The sequence below is a fragment of the Thioalkalivibrio sp. AKL19 genome, assembly GCF_000420165.1.
Classification (GTDB): Bacteria; Pseudomonadota; Gammaproteobacteria; order Ectothiorhodospirales; family Ectothiorhodospiraceae; genus Thioalkalivibrio.
The window spans coordinates 24,231-42,836 of sequence record NZ_ATUK01000016.1 but is presented as its reverse complement, the minus strand read 5'-3'; the positions used below and the strand labels follow the sequence as shown (position 1 = coordinate 42,836).

At 66.3% G+C, this 18,606-nt stretch carries 21 protein-coding genes; 4 read left to right on the top strand and 17 right to left on the bottom strand.

Translation table 11 applies throughout. The features are described from left to right. Position 1: 1 nt before the first annotated feature. The 3 genes from thrS to F817_RS0112225 form a co-directional block, all read right to left on the bottom strand. Entirely contained in the window at positions 2 to 1,918 is a 1,917-nt protein-coding gene (gene thrS, locus F817_RS0112235) for a threonine--tRNA ligase (protein ID WP_024327918.1), read from the bottom strand. A gap of 144 nt (positions 1,919 to 2,062) precedes the next feature. Further along, positions 2,063 to 3,046, bottom strand: a complete 984-nt coding sequence (locus F817_RS0112230) for an MBL fold metallo-hydrolase (protein WP_024327917.1) — start codon at positions 3,044 to 3,046, stop codon at positions 2,063 to 2,065. Between the two features lie 162 nt (positions 3,047 to 3,208). Further along, complete coding sequence (locus F817_RS0112225; protein ID WP_024327916.1) at positions 3,209 to 3,913, bottom strand: TVP38/TMEM64 family protein; 705 nt, start codon at positions 3,911 to 3,913, stop codon at positions 3,209 to 3,211. Positions 3,914 to 3,973: 60 nt separating this feature from the next. Here F817_RS0112225 and F817_RS0112220 point away from each other — a divergent pair, with 60 nt between their 5' ends. Next, complete coding sequence (locus F817_RS0112220) at positions 3,974 to 4,960, top strand: serine/threonine protein kinase (RefSeq protein ID WP_018938532.1); 987 nt, start codon at positions 3,974 to 3,976, stop codon at positions 4,958 to 4,960. Between the two features lie 235 nt (positions 4,961 to 5,195). Here the strand turns inward: F817_RS0112220 and F817_RS0112215 are convergent, their stop codons facing one another. From F817_RS0112215 to F817_RS0112200, 4 genes are all read right to left on the bottom strand, one after another. Further along, positions 5,196 to 5,966, bottom strand: a complete 771-nt coding sequence (locus F817_RS0112215; RefSeq protein ID WP_024327915.1) for a DUF2063 domain-containing protein — start codon at positions 5,964 to 5,966, stop codon at positions 5,196 to 5,198. After that, complete coding sequence (locus F817_RS0112210; RefSeq protein ID WP_024327914.1) at positions 5,959 to 6,843, bottom strand: DUF692 domain-containing protein; 885 nt, start codon at positions 6,841 to 6,843, stop codon at positions 5,959 to 5,961. Before F817_RS0112210 ends, F817_RS0112215 begins: the two co-directional genes overlap by 8 nt. Further along, positions 6,833 to 7,129: a hypothetical protein gene (locus tag F817_RS0112205; RefSeq protein ID WP_024327913.1), complete on the bottom strand. Its 297-nt coding sequence runs from the start codon at positions 7,127 to 7,129 to the stop codon at positions 6,833 to 6,835. The genes F817_RS0112210 and F817_RS0112205 overlap by 11 nt, the downstream gene beginning before the upstream one ends. Before the next feature lie 74 nt (positions 7,130 to 7,203). Further along, positions 7,204 to 7,824 (bottom strand): DoxX family protein, encoded by a 621-nt coding sequence (locus tag F817_RS0112200; protein ID WP_029681128.1) that lies wholly within the window; start codon positions 7,822 to 7,824, stop codon positions 7,204 to 7,206. Between the two features lie 198 nt (positions 7,825 to 8,022). Between F817_RS0112200 and F817_RS0112195 the strand changes: the two genes are divergently transcribed. Then, positions 8,023 to 8,955 (top strand): AraC family transcriptional regulator, encoded by a 933-nt coding sequence (locus tag F817_RS0112195; RefSeq protein ID WP_024327911.1) that lies wholly within the window; start codon positions 8,023 to 8,025, stop codon positions 8,953 to 8,955. A 16-nt stretch (positions 8,956 to 8,971) separates the two neighbouring features. Here F817_RS0112195 and F817_RS0112190 read toward each other — a convergent pair whose 3' ends face one another. From F817_RS0112190 to sdhC, 7 genes are all read right to left on the bottom strand, one after another. Next, positions 8,972 to 9,829 carry a NifU family protein gene (locus F817_RS0112190; protein ID WP_024327910.1) on the bottom strand — a complete coding sequence of 286 codons (858 nt, stop codon included), beginning with the start codon at positions 9,827 to 9,829 and terminating at the stop codon, positions 8,972 to 8,974. Between the two features lie 52 nt (positions 9,830 to 9,881). After that, positions 9,882 to 10,136 (bottom strand): succinate dehydrogenase assembly factor 2, encoded by a 255-nt coding sequence (locus tag F817_RS0112185; protein ID WP_018938539.1) that lies wholly within the window; start codon positions 10,134 to 10,136, stop codon positions 9,882 to 9,884. Between the two features lie 136 nt (positions 10,137 to 10,272). After that, complete coding sequence (locus F817_RS0112180; RefSeq protein WP_018145440.1) at positions 10,273 to 10,974, bottom strand: succinate dehydrogenase iron-sulfur subunit; 702 nt, start codon at positions 10,972 to 10,974, stop codon at positions 10,273 to 10,275. Positions 10,975 to 11,031: 57 nt separating this feature from the next. Continuing rightward, positions 11,032 to 11,394, bottom strand: coding sequence for a TraR/DksA C4-type zinc finger protein (locus tag F817_RS0112175; RefSeq protein ID WP_024327909.1), 363 nt, complete (start codon positions 11,392 to 11,394; stop codon positions 11,032 to 11,034). 219 nt (positions 11,395 to 11,613) lie between these two features. Continuing rightward, positions 11,614 to 13,389 carry a succinate dehydrogenase flavoprotein subunit gene (gene sdhA, locus F817_RS0112170; protein WP_024327908.1) on the bottom strand — a complete coding sequence of 592 codons (1,776 nt, stop codon included), beginning with the start codon at positions 13,387 to 13,389 and terminating at the stop codon, positions 11,614 to 11,616. Between the two features lie 10 nt (positions 13,390 to 13,399). Then, positions 13,400 to 13,738, bottom strand: coding sequence for a succinate dehydrogenase, hydrophobic membrane anchor protein (gene sdhD / locus F817_RS0112165; RefSeq protein WP_024327907.1), 339 nt, complete (start codon positions 13,736 to 13,738; stop codon positions 13,400 to 13,402). Next, positions 13,735 to 14,115 (bottom strand): succinate dehydrogenase, cytochrome b556 subunit, encoded by a 381-nt coding sequence (gene sdhC, locus F817_RS0112160; RefSeq protein WP_024327906.1) that lies wholly within the window; start codon positions 14,113 to 14,115, stop codon positions 13,735 to 13,737. Before sdhC ends, sdhD begins: the two co-directional genes overlap by 4 nt. Positions 14,116 to 14,293: 178 nt before the next feature. Between sdhC and F817_RS0112155 the strand changes: the two genes are divergently transcribed. Continuing rightward, positions 14,294 to 15,340: a folate-binding protein YgfZ gene (locus F817_RS0112155; RefSeq protein ID WP_024327905.1), complete on the top strand. Its 1,047-nt coding sequence runs from the start codon at positions 14,294 to 14,296 to the stop codon at positions 15,338 to 15,340. A gap of 3 nt (positions 15,341 to 15,343) precedes the next feature. After that, complete coding sequence (locus tag F817_RS14615; RefSeq protein ID WP_017942034.1) at positions 15,344 to 15,508, top strand: hypothetical protein; 165 nt, start codon at positions 15,344 to 15,346, stop codon at positions 15,506 to 15,508. A 76-nt stretch (positions 15,509 to 15,584) separates the two neighbouring features. Here the strand turns inward: F817_RS14615 and F817_RS0112145 are convergent, their stop codons facing one another. From F817_RS0112145 to F817_RS0112135, 3 genes are read right to left on the bottom strand one after another with little or no spacing between them, the layout of a single operon-like run. Next, a complete protein-coding gene (locus tag F817_RS0112145; RefSeq protein ID WP_024327904.1) occupies positions 15,585 to 17,018 on the bottom strand; it encodes an FAD-dependent oxidoreductase in 1,434 nt (477 codons plus the stop codon). Beyond that, positions 17,018 to 17,398: a DUF302 domain-containing protein gene (locus tag F817_RS0112140; protein ID WP_024327903.1), complete on the bottom strand. Its 381-nt coding sequence runs from the start codon at positions 17,396 to 17,398 to the stop codon at positions 17,018 to 17,020. The genes F817_RS0112145 and F817_RS0112140 overlap by 1 nt, the downstream gene beginning before the upstream one ends. A gap of 55 nt (positions 17,399 to 17,453) precedes the next feature. Further along, the gene (locus tag F817_RS0112135; protein WP_024327902.1) at positions 17,454 to 18,593 is read right to left on the bottom strand and encodes an acyl-CoA dehydrogenase family protein; all 1,140 of its coding nucleotides are present in this window, start codon (positions 18,591 to 18,593) and stop codon (positions 17,454 to 17,456) included. Positions 18,594 to 18,606 lie beyond the last annotated feature (13 nt).

Genomic DNA, 18,606 nt, shown 5'->3' with positions numbered 1-18,606 from the left:
TTCAGTGTTGGCGACTGCCGACCTCCTCCCGGAGGCGCTCGCCGAAGGCCTCGAGGCTCATGACCCCGAGGTCTTCCCCGCTTCGCGTCCGTACCGCGACCTGCCCGTTTTCCATTTCCTTGTCGCCAAGGACCAGCAGATACGGCACGCGCTTGAGCGTGTGCTCGCGAATCTTAAAGCCGATCTTCTCGTTTCTCAAGTCGGACTCGACCCGGAAGCCCTTGCCCCGCAGCGTCTTCGTGACCTCGCGGGCGTAGTCGTCCTGGCGCTCGGTGATCGTCAGCACCTCGGCCTGCACCGGGGCCAGCCAGGTCGGGAAGTGACCGGCGTAGTGCTCGATCAGCACGCCGAAGAAGCGCTCCACCGATCCGAGCAGCGCGCGGTGGATCATGATCGGGCGCCGACGCTCGTTGTCCTCGGCGACGTATTCCATATCGAAACGTTCGGGCAGGTTGAAGTCCAGCTGCACCGTGGAGCACTGCCATTCGCGGCCGATCGCATCGTGGATCTTGATGTCGATCTTCGGCCCATAGAAGGCCCCGCCGCCCTCATCCACCGAGTATTCCAGCCCCTTCTTCTCGATCGCCGAACGCAGCGAGGCGGTCGCATGTTCCCAGATCTCGTCGGAGCCGACCGCATCCTCGGGCTTGGTCGAGAGGTTCACGTCGAACTTCTCGAAGCCGAAGGTCTGCAGGACCTCGAGGGTCAGATCGATCACGCCCATCACCTCGGCCTCGATCTGGTCCTCGCGGCAGAAAATATGCGCATCGTCCTGGGTAAACCCGCGCACGCGCATCAGTCCGTGCAGCGCACCGGACATCTCGCGGCGGTACACCGTGCCCATCTCCGCCCAGCGCAGCGGCAGGTCACGGTAGGAATGCAGCCGGTCCTTGTACATCAGCACGTGGAACGGGCAATTCATCGGCTTGAGCTGGAAGGACTGGTGCTCGTCCTCCATCGGCTCGTACATGGATTCGGAATAGAAATCCGCGTGGCCGGAGGTCTTCCACAGCTCCAGGTTCGCGATATGCGGCGAGACCACGAAGTCGTAGCCGGCCTTCTCGTGCATGTCGTACCAGTACTTCTCGATCTCGCGGCGGATGCGCGCGCCCTTCGGGTGCCAGAACACCAGGCCGCCGCCGGCCTCGTCCTGGATCGAGAACAGGTCCAGCTCCTGGCCGATCTTGCGATGGTCGCGGCGCTCGGCCTCCTTCAACCGTTCCAGATGTTCCTTCAGCTGGTCCTTGTTCGGCCAGGCCGTGCCATAGATGCGCGTCAGCATCTCGTTGTTGGAGTCGCCACGCCAGTAGGCGCCGGCCACCTTGGTCAGCTTGAAGGCCTTCAGCTTGCCGGTAGACGGGATATGCGGGCCGCGGCAGAGATCGACAAAGTCGCCCTGCTTGTACAGCGAGATGTTCTCGCCCTGCGGGATCGACGCGATGATCTCGGCCTTGTATTCCTCACCCATGTCGCGGAAGTACTTCACCGCCTCGTCGCGATCCATCAGCGAGCGCTCGACCGGCAGGTCCTGCTTGGCCAGCTCCTTCATGCGCTTCTCGATCTTCTCCAGATCCTCCGGCGTGAAGCCGCGGTCGTAGGCGAAGTCGTAGTAGAAGCCGTTCTCGATGGTGGGGCCGATGGTCACCTGGGCTTCGGGAAAGAGCTGCTTGACCGCCTGCGCCATCAGGTGCGCGGTCGAATGCCGGATGATCTCCACCCCTTCCGGGTCGCGGTCGGTGACGATCGCCAGCTCGGCGTCGTCGTCGATCTCGTGGCGGGCGTCCACCAGCTGGCCGTTCACCTTGCCGGCCAGGGTGGCCTTGGCGAGGCCCGGACCAATGTCCTTCGCCACGTCCAGCACGGTGACCGGGTGATCGAACTCGCGGCGGCTGCCGTCGGGGAGGGTTACTGCGGGCATTGCGAGGCTCCTTCGCCGACCCATACGCGGGGTCGAACGTCGCTTGTTAAGAGTGGGGGCTGCCACAAATGACAACGCCGCGAAGCCTATCACAGGCGTCGCGGCGTCGGCAGTTTTCCCGGCCGCCGGCCGGGACTACGGAGGCTACATGTTGCCTTCAATAAACAGGTACGTCCGGTTCACGTTCGGGCGGTGCCAGTCATCGTAGTGGCGCAGGTGCTTGAACTCTTCCAGGTCCGCCAGACGATCGACTACCTCGCCAAGGGATTCCCAGTCCTCGATGCCTGCCGTCACCTCGCGCACCAGGAGCTCCAGGTAATCACCCGTATCCTGGCGTGCCTCGGCCATGTCGGTCGCGCGGCCATGCCCCGGCACGACGATCTCCGGATCGATGGATTCCAGGTGGCGGAAGGCCTCCAGCTTCTCCACCGGGTTGCTGAAGGGATGGATGCCCAGCATGCGCTCGGTGTAGACGATGTCACCGGTAAAGACGACATCCTCGCCCGGAAGGTGAACCATGATGTCGCCCGGGAAGTGGGCATCCCCGGCATAGATCAGCTCGAAGTCCACACCGCCGACGGTCAGCGTGTATTCATCGGCATCGATGGGGTTCGGTGCCGGAACCGGCTGGGTGCCGTCCATCGCCTCTTCGCCCACGGAGTTGGCCAGCGAGGCGATCTGCCCCTCCCCGCGATCGGCCTGGGTGCTCGCGGTCCGCTGCAGCGCAACCAGCTCCGCCCCCTGCTCGTGGAAGTAGCCGTTGCCGAGCCAGCGGTGATCCTGGCTGCCCACCGAGATCACGTGCGTGATCGGCTTGTCGGTCACCCCGGCAATCGCCTTCTCCATGCGCTGGGCGACCTGGTAGCTCGGCCCCGAATCGATCAGCACCACGCCTTCGTCGGTTACCACGAAGCCGGTGTTGTTGGTGAAACCGAGATTGGCCGGCGTGCGGTTCTCGAGCGAGCCGTAAAAGTAATGCACCCGGTCGGTCAGCTGAATCGGCTCCAGCACCTTCTCGATGGGCCGATCAAGCGGCTCTTGTTCCGCCTGGGCGGCCAGGCCGAGGCCCATCAGGCCGAGCGCGAGGAATGCCGCCTGACCCTGGCGTAACAGAACATTCAATGTCATGGAAAACTCCTTGTGTCGTTCGCGCCCCGAGTCGGACAGCGTACGCAATATGTGACGGGATCGTTCGTTGAACTTCGAGATTGTGTCCGGCGGCGCGCGCTCCACGGCCACCTCCCAACGGTAAACCCTATTATATACGCGATGGCAGATACTGCGTGCGGGTTAGTCCGCGCCCGGGTTCTCCAATCGAGCCCGCCTGCGGCGCACGGCATTCACCAGCCACCTCGCCAGGAGCGGAAAAAGCCCCGTGGCAACCAGGGACAGGACCAGCACCGGCGAGAGAATGCCCTCGATGCCATCAAGCCGCCCCAACTGCGTCCCGGCATTCGCGAACACCGCCGTGGCCGGCAGCATCCCCACGAGCGATACCCAGAAATACGTCCAGATCCGGATCGGCAACAGGCCCATCCCGGCGTTGACCAACAGGAACGGGAACACCGGAATCATCCGCAGCGCGAACAGGTAGAACGCGCCCTCGCGCTCAAAGCCCGCATTGATGCGCCCAAGTTGGTTCTTGTAACGACGCTGAACAGCATCGCGCGCCAACGCCCGCGCCACCACAAAGGTCAGGGTCGCCCCCAACGTCGAAGCCAGCGACGACAGCACGGTGCCCCAGACCACGCCAAACAGGGCACCGCCGGCCAGGGTCATCACCACGATCCCCGGCACCGAAAAGGCGGCCACCACCATATACAACAGGAAGAACACCCAGGCCGTGACGAACGGGTGCGCGACCCGCCAGTCCTCCACCTGCAGGCGCGCGACCTGCAGGGTCTCCAGATCCAGACCCGGGCCCATCGCAACCACCAGCCAGACGGCGACGAGACCCACCAGGGCAACAACCAACCCCCAGTAATAGCGATTCAATCGCGACTCCTCGCGGTCAATTTGCCGGAACCATGCGCGGCAAACCCGTACACTGCAAGCATGCATGCACATCCGTACGACGAACTGAAACCCGGTGTCATCCTCGACGCGGTGGAAACAACCGGTTTGCGCTGCGACGGGCGCCTGCTGGCACTGAACAGCTACGAGAACCGCGTCTACCAGGTCGGCATCGAGGACACCACACCGGTCATCGCCAAGTTCTATCGTCCGCAACGCTGGACACCCGCCGCCATCCGCGAGGAACACGGCTTCAGCCAGGAACTTGCAAGCCGCGAGATCCCGGTAGTCGCCCCTCTGGCCGATCCTGAAGGCGAAACCCTGCACGATCACGCCGGGTTCATGTTCGCCGTCTACCCGCGCTGCGGCGGTCGCGCACCGGATCTGGAGCAGCGCGACACCCTGGTCCGCATCGGCCGCTTCATCGCGCGCATCCACGAGGTCGGACGCGCCGCACGCTTCCACGAGCGACCGGTACTCGATCCCGTCCCGCGTGGCGAGGAGGCGCGCCAGGCCGTGCTCGCCTCCGGCTTTCTGCCCCTGGAGCTGGAATCCGTGTATCGCGATCTCAGCGCCGACCTCCTGGGGCGGATCCAGCGGGACCTCGACACAATCGGACCGATTCCACAGCTACGACTGCACGGCGACACCCACCCCGGCAACATCCTGTGGACCGACGACGGCCCGCACTTTGTCGACCTGGACGACGCCTGTACCGGCCCCGCCATGCAGGACCTGTGGATGTTCCTGTCCGGGGAACCGCCCGAGATGGCCTGGCAGATGCAGGCTCTCCTGGAAGGCTACGAGACCTTCGTACCGCTGGATCGCCGCCAGCTCGGGCTGATCGCCCCGCTACGCACCCTGCGCATCCTGCGCCACGCCGCCTGGCTGGCCCGGCGCGCCGACGACCCGGCCTTTGTCGACGGCTTCCCGATCTTCTACACGCCGCGCTTCTGGGAGGATCACATCCTCACCCTGCGCGAGCAGGCCGCAGCACTCGACGAACCCGCCCTCGATCTGGGTTACTGAGGCCCGGTCTCACCGCAGGTTCCGGATCCGCTCCAGCACCGAGTCGCGTGTGTCGTCGAGGCACGAGAGTACGCTCTGCAAAGAGACAATGGCGCCGCTGTGCCGAGGCCACTGCGCCCGTATCCGGTGGCGCCTGGGGGACAGCTGCTGCCTGTTTCAGTAACTAGCGGTTGCCCTGGATTTTGCCCATGCCTGGACGTCCGGGTCTGCGGCGTGCGCGTCCAGTCTCTCCGCGTCAGGTGGATGCGCGGTCAGTCCGGGTCCCCACGATGGCGCCCAGCCCGCGGTAGTGCTGCAGCAACTGGCGCCCACTGGTTACCAGCTCGTCCGAGAGTTCCAGCCCGAAATCGCCGGCCACCCGGCGGATCTGTTCATCGCCGGTCGCCGGTGTCTCGATCACCCGCCACAGCAGCCGGGCGCCGAGCGGGTTCAGCTCGGCAAACCGCACCCGCTCCTCCCCGGTGCGGTACGCCAGCAGGTAGGTCGGCACCTCTCCCGGTTGATCGGGCTGGAAGTCGGCCCCGATCCGGTGCACCGGGTACTCGTAAGCCAGCAGCCGCGCGGCCTCGGAAAACACCGGAACCCGGACCATCAGGTCGCCATCCGGCTCGACATCCGGAGGCGGCGTGGCATCCGCATAGACCAGTTCGGTCTCCACCCGCTCGTAGTGGGCCAGCTCGGCCAGGAAGGGCAGATCGCCGGGCTGCGCCGGGCGTTCCTCCGCCAGGTAGCGCACGAACTCCGCCGCCAGCTGCGGAAAGTACGGCGTTTCGCTGCCATGATCGCGATAGAAGTCGCGCACCAGCTGTTCCCAGGCGGCCGCCTCCAGCAGTCCCCGCAGGACCGGGAACCCTTTGGCCAGCAGGTTGGCCACGTTGTTGAAGAACAGACGCCGGTAGATTGCCAGGCGCCGGCTCTCGATCCCCTCGGGGGGCGGATAGCGCTCCGGGTCACGCAAGTGCCGCGCGAAGGCCTCCTGTACCTGCTGGAAATCCGCCTCAGGCATGCAGGAGCCGCTCTTCCTGGCCCGCGCGCGCCTGCAACTGCAGCTCCCGAATCCGGTCGGTCTCCACCAGCAGTTCCTCCAGCGGCGGAAAGTTGAAGTCGCGCTCAAGGAGGGTGGGCACCGGCCCGATGCGCGCATAGGTGGCCTCCAGCAGCGCCCAGACATCGGAACAGATCGGCTGGCCATGGGTATCGACCCGCAGATCCGGGGCCTCCTCCTCGTGCCCGGCGATGTGCAGGTACCGCACTCGCTCCAGCGGCATTGCATCCAGGAATTCGGTCGGCTCGTAGCCGTGATTGATGCTGTTGACGACGATGTTGTTCACGTCGAGCAGGAGGTCGCAGTCGGCCTCCTCCAGCACGGCCCGCACGAAGGTGATCTCGTCCAGTTCGGCCCCCACCGGGGTGTAATAGGACACATTCTCCAGCGCCATCCGGCGCCCGAGGATGTCCTGCACCTGGCGCACGCGATCGGCCACGTAGCGCACCGCCTCCTCGGTAAACGGGATCGGCATCAGGTCATACAGATGCCCCTGGCCGTCGCCACAGGCGGAGAGGTGCTCGCTGTAGTCCTCGATCCCGTGGGTATCCAGGAAGGCACGCAGGTCCTGCAGGAAGGCCTTGTCCAGCGGCCGTGGCCCGCCGATGTCGAGAGACAGCCCGTGGCAGACAAAGGGCTGGGCCTCGGTGTATTCGCGAAAGATACGGCCCAGGCGTCCGCCCAGGTGCATCCAGTTCTCCGGAGCCGCCTCGAAGAACCCCAGGCGCTCCGTCGCCTCCGGGGCCTCGGCCAGCGGACCCAGCAGGGCCCGCCGCAAGCCGAGCCCGGCGCCGCTGACGCGGGCCGGGTTGGTGGGGTGGACGACTTTAGCCGCCACAGGTCCCCTCACCACAGGCGCCTTCGGAATCCTTCTCGTCGCCGTCCGATTCACCACAGGTGCCTTCGCCGCAGCTGCCCTCACTGTCCTTGGTATCGCTCGCGCCACCACAAGTGCCTTCGCCACAGTTACCCTCGGCCAGCATCAGCGGCGACTGGCCGCCCTGCTGATAGCCGTGGTTCAGGTCGGCCGAGGCAAACACCGGGCTGGTGGCCATGGCCATGCCGATCGCCGCCGTGCCGACGGCACCGGCCAGGGTCTTGGTGGAAAACAGATCGTTCTTCATGGTCGTACTCCTCGTCTTGCGATTATGGATCCGCTGGACCCGTTGTGTAATGGCTGCTGAAACAGCTCTTGGAGTTATCCCCTGCTCATCATCCTCCGACGGATGTAATAGTCGATGCTGACATAACGTCCCGCTCCCCAGAAGAACAGGACCAGAAGCATCACGAAGAAGGTCGCGGCCATCTCGATGCCGTTGTTCACGATTGCGAAATTTCCGGTTTCCGTCAGCCAATTGTAGTTGCCGTGCTCCTGCAAAATGGACTTGGCGCGATCCAGGCGCATCTGTGCCTCCTCGATCCCGGAACAGTTGAACAGACACATCATCGGGTCGGAGATCCGTTGCCACCCGTGTTCCAGATGCACGGTCACGGCCGCCACCACCATCGTGATCATCAGCGGGATCGAGAACCAGCGCGTCGCCAGACCGAGCAACAACGCAATCGCACCCAGCACCTCGGCATACGCCGACAGCATCACCATCAGATAGGGGAAGGGCATGCCCAGCCCCCAGTCCGCGTTGCCGTACCACATCACCACGTTCTCTTTCGGCAGGATGCCGTCCAGCTTGTTGGTCCCCGCCATCCAGAACACCGGCGCGAGGTAGAGCCGCAACAGCAAAGGCGCCAGGAAGTCCGCGCCTCGCGTCCAGTCCAGCCAACCCTGCAAGCGCACTGCCAAGGTTCCAGTCGCAGCCATCGTCCTGATCTCCTTTTCCCCTTCTACTGGGTACAAAGCCTAGACCGCGGGCTCGTACCGTACGCGGGGTGATCCGCCGGCTTTTATGTCCGATCGTCCGGGACCACGGGGAGAGGCCCGTGACGCCCGGCAACCGGGCGTCCTAAGGTCTAAGGTGAAGAACCAACAGGAAAGGCCAAAAGGCAAAAGGAAGGGTCGATGGACATCAGCCCCCACGAAGACGTGCTGTCGACGGTTCTGGCCGCCTACAACCTGCGTGCCCGCATCGACACCAACCCGCGCCTGTGCGGGGAGTGGCAGCTCAGCACGTCGGGCTCGGGGAATGCCAGCTTTCACCTGGTGGGGCAAGGCGGATGCTATCTGCACATGGAGGCGATGGCCCCCGTCTGGATGGAGGCCGGCGATCTTCTCCTGCTGCCGCATGACGATTGGCATCTGATGGCCAGCCGCGACACCGTACCCGACCGCGACAACCACCTGACGCTGGTGGAAGGCGAGGATCCGCCGGATATCCCGGTCACACAGCTCCTGTGCGGCCACTTCGAGTTCGATTCCGGCCGCCGCAACCCGATCCTGGCCGCACTCCCCGACCACATCATCATCCGCCGCCGCGAATCCGGCGACCGGCTGTCACACCTGGCGGACCTGATGAATATCGAACTCGCGGAGCGCTCCTCCGGCTACCGGCCGGTGCTGGACCGCCTGGCGGACACCCTGTTCGTGATGGCCGTGCGCCATCACATCTGCTCGCAACGCGAACACTCGGAGGGATCGCTGATCGCCGCCCTGGCCGACGACCGCATCCGCCGGGCACTGGATGCCCTGCACGCCCACCCGGAGGCGGCCTGGACCCTGGAGGGGCTGGCCAGCGAGGCGGCCATGTCGCGCAGCAGCTTCGCGGAGCGCTTTCATGCGCTGGTCGGCCAGACGCCCATCGACTACCTGACCCAGTGGCGGATGGTCCTGGCGGAACGCCAGCTACGCGACGGGCGGGAGTCGGTCGCGGGCGTGATGGACGCGGTGGGCTATACCTCGGAGGCGGCCTTTCGCAAGGCCTTCAAGCGGGTGCACGGATTCGGGCCGGGGCGCATCCGGCAGCTACTGCGCCGGCTCGGTGCCGGCCAGGCTTGACTGCCAAAACTCGGATTCAGAAGGTGTTGGCGACGCTGGCCACGCCGGGCGCACGCGACCGGACCAGGCGCTCGACCACATTCTTGAGGTCCAGCGTGGAGCGCGGACAGCCCACACAGGCTCCCTTGAGCCGGACCCGCACGGTACGACCATCGAGCTCCACGAACTCGATATCGCCACCGTCCTGCATCATGATCCGCCGCGCCTCCTCGATCGCGGCGCGCACCGCGTCCTCGTCGATAGGACCATCGGCCGGCACGTCGGCCGCCTCGCGTTGCGCATGGGTCTGGGCTCGGTCCAGGCGCAGCGCGAGCTCCGGATCGAGTTCCTCGATCGCGTCCAGCTCATCCTCGCTGTACACGTGATCGGGCTCGTCGCTCAGCAGGTGTGACACGTCCACCATCACCTGCGCATTGTCGGGTCCAGCCATGTTCGGGCCTCCGGGTACTCGGCTTTTCGCCAGTATAGCAACGCCCCGCTCCACCCCCGCGCGAAGCCGCACCCGCCAGCCGGGATCCACCACCTCGCGCGCGGGCGACCAGCGCAACCGCACGCGCAGACGGCGCAGGTCCTCCGGATGCATGCGCCCGGCGTGCAGCCACAGGCGCCATACCCGGCCGGTCGCGGGCACCCGAACGACGAGGATGACGACCCGACGCAACACCCGTGTATCGGGCAGCACCTCCACCCAGTCCACCTGCTCCTGGCGCAGGCCCTCGGCGGTGGCCAGCCAGGTTGCACCCTCGGGCGTCTGCCCCAGCCAGTCCCAGGCCGGCGGTTGCGAGCGCCCTTGCCACCACCACCCGGCGATGGCCAGCCCGAAGACCGGGGCCAGCGTCCACAACGGGCTGTACACCAGCACATAGGCGGCCACAGCCAGGAGCAGGAGGATCTGGCCCGCGAGCGCGAGCCGGGGAAGAACCGGGTCAGGCCGGAGCCGAAGCCTGAGTGGCGGCGCGGATCGCCGGGACAAGACGGGCTATCCCCTCGTCCACCGTGGTCTGGCGACCCATGACCACGTCCAGCAGCACGTTGTCGGGGTAATCGAGCAGGCGCTCGAAGGCATCGCGACCCTCCTGGTCCAGTTGCGCATATCCCTGCGCGAGAAAGTGGCCGAGCAGCCAGTCGTTCTCCAGCATGCCGCGGCGGCAGCGCCAGCGTGTCCGGTTATCGGGTTCCATCACCCAAACACCAGTCCAGGCCCCCTGTGGGAGCCTGCTTGCAGGCGAATGCCCCTGCCAAAGCAGGACGCGGGCAGGGGCTTCGCCTGCAAGCAGGCTCCTACCGGGGTGGAACAACCGTTGGGGGTCGCGCCGATCACAGCGACTTCTTCAGCATGGTGCGGCGGATGTCGCTGATCGCGCGGCTCGGGTTCAGGCCCTTCGGGCACACCTGGGTGCAGTTCATGATGGTGTGGCAGCGGTAAAGCTTCCAGGCATCATCCAGCTGTTCGAGACGGTGCTCGGTGGCCTCGTCGCGGCTGTCGTGGATGAAGCGCGCGGCCTGCAAAAGCGCCGCCGGCCCCAGGAACTTGTCCGGGTTCCACCAGTAGGATGGGCAGGCAGCGGAGCAGCAGCCGCACAGGATGCACTCGTAGAGCCCGTCCAGTTGTTCGCGGTCTTCGGGGCTTTGCTTGCGCTCCACCTCGGGTTCCGGGCTGTCATTGACCAGCCAGGGCTCGGCCTTGCGGTATTGCTCCCAGAAGTTGTCCATGTCCACGATCAGGTCGCGGATCACCGGCATGCCCGGGAACGGACGCAGGGTCACGGGTGAGTCCAAATCCGCCAGCGGCGTGATGCAGGCCAGGCCATTGGTGCCGTTGATGTTCATGCCGTCGGAGCCACACACCCCGTGCTGACAGGAGCGGCGAAAGCCCAGGGAGTCGTCCTGTTCCTTCAGCAGAAGCAGGGCATCCAGCAGCATCATCCCGGGCTCGACCTGGTCATCGGGCAGGCTGAAGCGCTGCATCTTCGGCAGCGTGTCCGTCTCCGGGTTGAAGCGGTAGATCGAGAACTCCATCGGTATCTCCTGTCGGTGACCGCGGCCACCGTTGTCACACGCTGCGGTAAGCCCCAATCAATCCTGTTCCTGCGCCTCGGCACAGGCAATGCATCGCTCGGCCGACGGGTCGATCTCCAGCCGCGAGCGCGCAATCGGCTCCAGGCAGTCGATGCACAGTCCGCCCTCGTCCTCCTCCAGCCGCTTCAGCGCCCGGCGGGCACGAACACGCTGGGCCTCGCGCCGCTGCTGGCTCGCCTTGGCCATGGCCTGGCCTTGCAGCGCGTCCATCCGCGAGAGCCGTCCGGTGCGCTGCTGGTCCAGCTCTACGGTCGCGCCACTGTCGGCGGCGCCCGCGAGCGCGGCATCCAGCTCCGTCAACAGCACCTCGAGCTGCTCGTGCAGCCACGCCTCGGGTACCGGTTCGGCAGGGTTGCTCATTGCTCGTCTCCCATTGGGCGCGTTGCCCATGGTTGAACGCGCGGGCTGCCATGCCCCCTGATGCGATTCGCTTCGCTCATCCGCATCCTACGGCCTGTATTGATGCACCGGTGTCGTAGGGTGCGTTGAGCATCGCGAAACGCACCGATGCCGGTGGGAATATCCGCCACATGATGCGATTCGCTTCGCTCATCCGCATCCTACGGTCGAGTCGACCCATCAATAGACGCGTTCCTTCGGCGGGAACGAGGCCACGGTATTCGGCTGGGTGCGCACCGGCTTGTAGTCCAGGCTGTCGTCCGCCAGCGAGTACAGGCTGTGCTTGAGCCAGTGCTGATCGTCGCGCTCGGGGAAATCGATCCGCGAGTGGGCACCGCGGCTCTCCTCGCGCCCCAGCGCGGAGCGGATGGTCGCGATCGCGCAGTCCATCAGGTTCTCCAGCTCCATCGCCTCCACCCGCGCGGTATTGAACGTGCTGGAGTGATCCGCGATCACCGCATGGTTCAGGCGCTCGCGCAACGCACGGACCTTCTCCACGCCCTCGCGCATCACCTCGTCGGTGCGGAATACCGAGCAGTGGTCTTCCATCACCTTGCGCAGCTCGCGCTTGAGCGGCTCGACCTGCTCGGCGGAGCCATCGCCCGGGTCCTTGCGATCCCAGCGCGTGAGCCGCGCCATCGCCTGTTCCACGGCCGACTCGTCCAGCGGCCGGTGGTAACGGTTCTCGGCCAGGTACTCGAGGATATGGTTGGCCGCCGCGCGGCCGAACACCAGGATGTCGAGCAGCGAATTGCCGCCCAGGCGGTTGGCCCCGTGTACCGAGACACAGGCCGTTTCGCCGGCCGCGTACAGCCCGGGGACCGGGTCCTCGGGCGTATCCTTCTCCGGCGCCACCACCTGCCCGAAGCGATTGGTCGGGATGCCGCCCATGCTGTAGTGACAGGTCGGGAAGATCGGGATCGGCGCCTCGATCGGATCGACCCCGAGAAAGGTCATGCTCGTCTCGCGGATCCCCGGCAGGCGCTGCATGATCGTATCGGCCCCCAGATGGCGCAGGTCCAGCAATACATGATCCGCATTGCGCCCGCAGCCGCGTCCCTCGCGCACCTCGGTGGCAATGGAGCGGCTCACCACGTCGCGCGAGGCCAGGTCCTTCGCCCGCGGGGCGTAGCGCTCCATGAAGCGCTCGCCCTCGGAATTGATCAGGAACCCGCCCTCGCCGCGCGCGCCCTCGGTAATCAGCATCCCGCGCCCGGCGATCCCGGTCGGGTGGAACTGGACGAACTCCATGTCCTCCAGCGGCACCCCGGCGCGCAGGGCCATCGCCATGCCATCACCGGTGTTGATCAGCGCGTTGGTCGTGGTGCGGAACAGCTGTCCCGCCCCGCCGGTCGCGATCAGGGTGGTCTTGGCCTCGATCACGATCGGCTCGCCGGTCAGGATCTCGAACGCCAGCACGCCCAGCACGCAGCCCTGCGCGTCGCGCAGCAGGTCCACCGCGAAGTACTCGTCGAAGAAGTGCGTGCGCGCGCGCAGGTTCTGCTGGTACAGCGAGTGCAGGATCGCGTGCCCGGTGCGGTCCGCCGCGGCGCAGGTGCGCGCCGCCTGGTCCTGACCGAAGTTCTGGCTCTGCCCGCCAAAGGCGCGCTGGTAGATGGTGCCGTTGTCCAGGCGCGAGAACGGCACGCCGAAGTGGTCCAGCTCGTAGACCACCTTGGGTGCGGCACGACACATGTATTCGATCGCGTCCTGGTCGCCCAGATAGTCCGAGCCCTTCACCGTGTCGAACATGTGCCAGTGCCAGGAGTCCGGCAGGACGTTGGCCAGCGCGGCGTTCACCCCGCCCTGCGCCGCCACCGTGTGCGAGCGCGTGGGAAACACCTTGGAGACCACCGCGACCTTGGCATCGCCATTGGACAGCTCCAACGCCGCGCGCAGCCCGGCCCCGCCCGCCCCGATGATCAGGGCGTCGAACTTGCGTCGCGCCACGTTCATGCCAGTCCCTTCATGCCAGTCCCGCCCGAATCAGAATGAAAAATGCCCACAGCCCCGTCAGGAGCAACCCGCCGGCGGCCAGCACGAACACCAGGAGCCGCGTGCCGGGCGCATGCACGTAGTCCATCACCACGTCGCGCAGCCCGATCCACGCATGCAGCAGCATCAGCAGCACGAACACCGCCGTCAGCAACCCAATCACCGGGTGCCCGACCATACCCAGCCATGCGGCATGATCCGCCGGCGCGGCCAGCACGAAGAATCCGAGGGCCAGGATCACGTACACGCCCACGTACACCGCCGTGATGCGTTGCAGCAGCCAGGCGCGCTGTCCGCTCAGGAGCCTCACAGCACCAGCCCCAGCCACACCAGAACGGTGCCGAGGATGCCTGCGTACAGGGCATCGCGCGCCGTGCGCAGCGAGCCCGCGCGATCCTCGCCAATGCCGAATTCCATCAGCAGGTAGCGAATCCCGGCAAACAGGTGATGCAGCAGCCACCAAAGCCCCAGTGCCAGCGCCGCCAGGCCGATCGGGTGATGGATAATCGCCACGACGTGGGCAAAGCCCTCGGGGCTGGCCAGCGAACGGTCCAGCAGCCAAAGCAGCACGGGAATCGACAGAATCAGGAAGACACCGGTGATCCGGTGCAGAATGGAGACCACGGCATTCAGCGGCAGTCGGATCTTGCTCAAATCCAGAAAGACGGGACGTCCCTGCCGAGTCATGCCAACCCCTAATAGCCGGAAGAAAAGGACCGTCAGGCTGACACCCCGCGTGGGGTTCGTCTACCATCGATCCACCGAATCAGCTTACCACTCCATGCTGCCGTCGTGACCCCGTATCGCCGCCTCCCGCGCGGTACGCCCGGCGATGGCATGGGCAGCAGTCCACTGGAGATCCTCGATGCGCGAAGACTGGAAAAACCACTTGATCGATGCCGGCGCCGAGTTCGAGGAGGACGACCTCCTGCACTACGGCAACCCGGAACGTGAACGCCGCATGGCCGTCAACGGCGAGGTGATCTGCGACCTCTCCCATCGAGGCCTGCTGGAGGTTCGCGGCGACGACGCCAGCGACTTCCTGCAGGGCCAGTTCGGCAACGACATTCACGCCGTCGATGCGCAGCACAGCCAGCTCTCCAGCTACTCCAGTCCCAAGGGCCGCGCCTACGCCGTGTTCCGCGTACTGCCGACCCGCGACGGCTACCTCCTGGAGATGCCCGCCGACCGGATCGAGCCCGTGGCCAAACGCCTGCAGATGTTCGTGCTGCGGGCGAACGTGATCATCGAGCAGGCCGGCGACTCCCGCATCCATTTCGGCTTTTCCGGGCCGGACGCCGAAAAGGAGCTGCAAAGCGCCCTGGGCATCTGCCCCGCCGCGCCCGAAGAGGTGGTCGAGAAGGCCGGCGTGACCGTAGTCCGGGTACCCGGGCTGCACCCGCGTTTCGAGCTGTTTGGCGAGATCGATGCCATGCGCAAGGCCTGGGACAGCCTCAACGTCCATGCGGCCCCGGTGGGCCCGCGCGACTGGGCCCTGCTGGACATCCTCGCCGGCGTCCCCACCGTGGTGGAGGAAACCACCGAGATGTTCGTGCCGCAGATGCTGAACCTGCATGCCCTGGGTGCGATCAGCTTCGAGAAGGGCTGCTATCCCGGTCAGGAGGTCGTCGCCCGCATGCACTATCTGGGCAAGCTCAAACGGCGCATGTTCCGTCTGGCCATCCATGCCCAGACGCCCCCCCAGCCCGGGTCCCCGGTCTTTCGCGCGGACGGCAATCCCGAACAGTCCGACGGCGAGATCGTGGCGGCCGAGCTGCATCCCGACGGCCTCTACTCCGCCCTCGCGGTGGTGCAGGTCAATGCCGCCGAGGGCGGGTTGCGCTGGGGCGCGCCGGACGGTGCGAAGGCCGACGTCGTGGATCTGCCCTACGCGGTCCCGGAAGGAGCCTGACGCATGCGCTTCCTCTTTTTCTTTTTTGTCCTGATCCTGCTGGCGCTGTGGGCGGCCTTCTTCAGCCGCCCCGACAACCCCACGCTGTCCAACTGGCTCTACGTGCTGGCCGGCGTCCTGGCGGTGCTGTTCCTGATTGGCTACTTGCGCCTCGACGGGGTCATATAACCCGCATCCACCAACCCACTCTGCGCGACCCGCATCGCAAAGATCCGGTGGCCCGACACCTGCCGGGCCACCCGACTCAGGAAGCCAGCCGGGTCCGGGTATCCGCCGCCGGCTCGCCCAGACGCGTCTCCAGTTCGCGCGCCCGCCGTGCATGGCGACCGGACAGGGCAAACCCGGCGAGCCGCCCGTTCACGTGATACTCCAGGTGGCGCCCCTCGGCATCGACCACGATCTCGAGCCATTCGCCGCCGCCCATTTGCGGCGGGCAGATGTTCAACGGCAGGCTGCCCGTCTTGACCTGCACGACACCGGCATCCGGCCGGTACACCGTCGCCTCGCCCGCCAGGGTTCGCGCCAGCGCCGCCGCCTGCCCGCGCAGCGTCTCCACATAGGGCCGCAGCTGCCCCTCGAACTCGCAGCCATCGCCCAGGGCAAAGATCGCCGGGTCGGTCGTGCGTAGCAGCGCGTCCACCTCGATCCCCTGGTGACAGGCGAGCCCGATACGCTCGGCCAGTTCGCGGTTGGGCACAAGCCCCAGCGCGCTGATGACCACTTCGGCCTCCACCGCCTCGCCATCGGCGAGCGCGACTCGCGCCGTACCCTCGGCAACCGGTTCGACGCGCTCGACCGTGGCCCCGGTATGCCACTGCACACCGTGGTCGGCCAGCGCTTTCTCCAGATCGTCGCTCAGCGACTCGGGCAGCAGATTCGGCAGCGGCCGTGACGCGCATTCGATCAATGCCACCGGATGGCCACCCGTCGCCAGGTCGTCGGCCAGCTCGCAGCCCACCAGGCCGGCGCCTATGATGGCCACACGGGTATGGGTCGGTGACTCTTCCCGCGCCTCGAGGGCCGCGCGCAGCGCGCGGTAGTCTTCCAGCGTGTTCACGGACAGCGGCGCCCCGGCCCCACCCGGGAACGCCATTTGCCGCGGACGCGCCCCGGTGGCCAGCACCAGCTGGCCGTACGGCACGCCCCCACGGGCAGTGATGACTCTTTGCTGCGCCCGCTGGACATCCAGCACACGGACAAACGGCATCAGGTCAATACCGAGCCGGGCCGCCCGCGCCACGCCAGTCTCCTCGACCAGATCCGCGACCGCGACGCCCCGGGCAAAGGCATTGGAGATCCGCGGCTTGGTGTAGTAATCACCGGAATCGGCGGTCAGCAGACGGATCGGGCGCCGCGGATCCCGCTCGCGCAGGGCCTCGGCCAGGGCCCAGCCCGCCATGCCGCCGCCGACGATCACCACCGCGTCCGGATCGGCCGCGCCGGCGCCGGCACTCCAGGCCATCGCGGCGGCACCGGCGTCCGCGGTCTCGGCGCGCGGTTCCAGGGCGGTGAAATCCGCCTTGGTCACATTACAGTCGGGGCAATACCAGTCGTCGGGGATGTCCTCGAAGCGGGTCCCCGGGGCCAGACCGGAATCCGGGTCGCCCTTGGCCTCGTCGTAGATATACCCGCAGACCTTGCAGATATAGCGCTTGAACTCGTCGGTTTCGGTGCTCATCACGCGGCCTCCACGGCATCGAGAATGGCCTTCAGCTTCGGGTCCAGCTCGGATCCGATGGCGTCCAGATCGGGGTTGGCCCACGGCGCGAACACGTCCCGCGCCGAGCGCGCGCTGACGCGCAGCATCTCGCCATCGCCGGAGACGTGGATTCGCAGGGGGATGTCGATGCCGGCTGGCTTGCAGGCCTCCCAGACACGCACCGCATAGCTCGGATGAAAAACCTCCAGGATCTGGTCGGTCGGGACCTCGACCCCGATCTTCGCGGCATTGGCCTGGCCGTTGATGTGGGAGACCAGCTTGAGGCCCTGGGCGTCAATCGCCTCCTTCAGGGTCGCGACCGCGGTCTCGGGATCCAGTCGTGTAATGGTTTCCAGCATGACGATTCCTTCGTTCGGTGCGGGGCCCCGGTAGGCCCCGACCGTGGGTGGTGGACTAGTGCGCGTGGATCCGCGCCAGCTCCTTGCGCAGGTGCTTGATCGCCGGGGTCACGATGGCCACGAAGTACGACTCGCGCAGCTTGCGCTGGGCGGCGGCATTCGCCAGATACCCCCGGGCCCCGGCATGCAGCAATGCCGACTGCGACGCACGCAGCGACAACTCGGAACCGGTCAGGCGCATCTGCAGGACATCGGCAAAGAAGCGCTCGGATTCATCAAAGGGGGTCTCCGACAAGGCATAACAGGCCGAACGACCATCCTCCAGTGCCTCTTCCAGCTCGCCCACCTGGTCATCCAGATAGCCATTCACATGGGCCAGCGTCTCGTTGGCCTCGCGCATGGTCTGGATGCAACCATCGATCAGCCCCAGACCCATGCCCATCTGCAGCAGCACGAACCCCGGTCGGATCCGGCGGATGTACTCGGGCAGGGCGTCGGCCAGCACGTGCTCATCGGGCACGAACACGCGATCGAAATGGCAGCCGAAAGTGCGCGAACCCTCCAGCGCGGTGAACTCGGGGCAGGCCGTCAGGCTGAACCCGGGGTCAGAGCAGTTGATCAGTGCCATCACCGGCCGCGGGTTCGTGCCGGTGGTGCGGAAAATCGCCCCGAAGTAGTGGTCCTCGCCCAGGTTGGATACCCAGGGCAGCGCACCGGAGACCACATAGCCCCCGTCGACACGTTCGGCGGAGAGCTTGAGGTCCTCGATGTTGGCAAACCACTTCATCGGATTGGACAGCGCGGTGGCACCCAGTGCCTCGGCATTCGCCAGCCTCGGCAGGGCCTCGCGCTTCAGGGTGTCCGAGGCACTGTTCTCCACGTACCAGGCACAGGCGTTCTGGCACCAGGCAACAAAGCCGGTGGTCATGCACTCGGCCGAGATCACCTCGGTCGCGCGGATGGCACTGGCAATATCCGTGGTGCCGCTGGCGTTCTGGCTGGCCAGGTGGCGGTTGAAGGCGCCGAGGCGACCGGCCTCGCGCAGGAAGTCTTCGGGGTACAGGCCTTCGCGGTCGATACGGGCGGTCAGCGGAGCCAGATCGCGCTCCACCAGCGCCTGCAGCGCGGCATCGGCATCCGCCGGCCCTGCGGCCGGCGACACCCCCGTCACGTCGTGAGTGCGGGTTTCAAGCATTGGGGTTTACTCC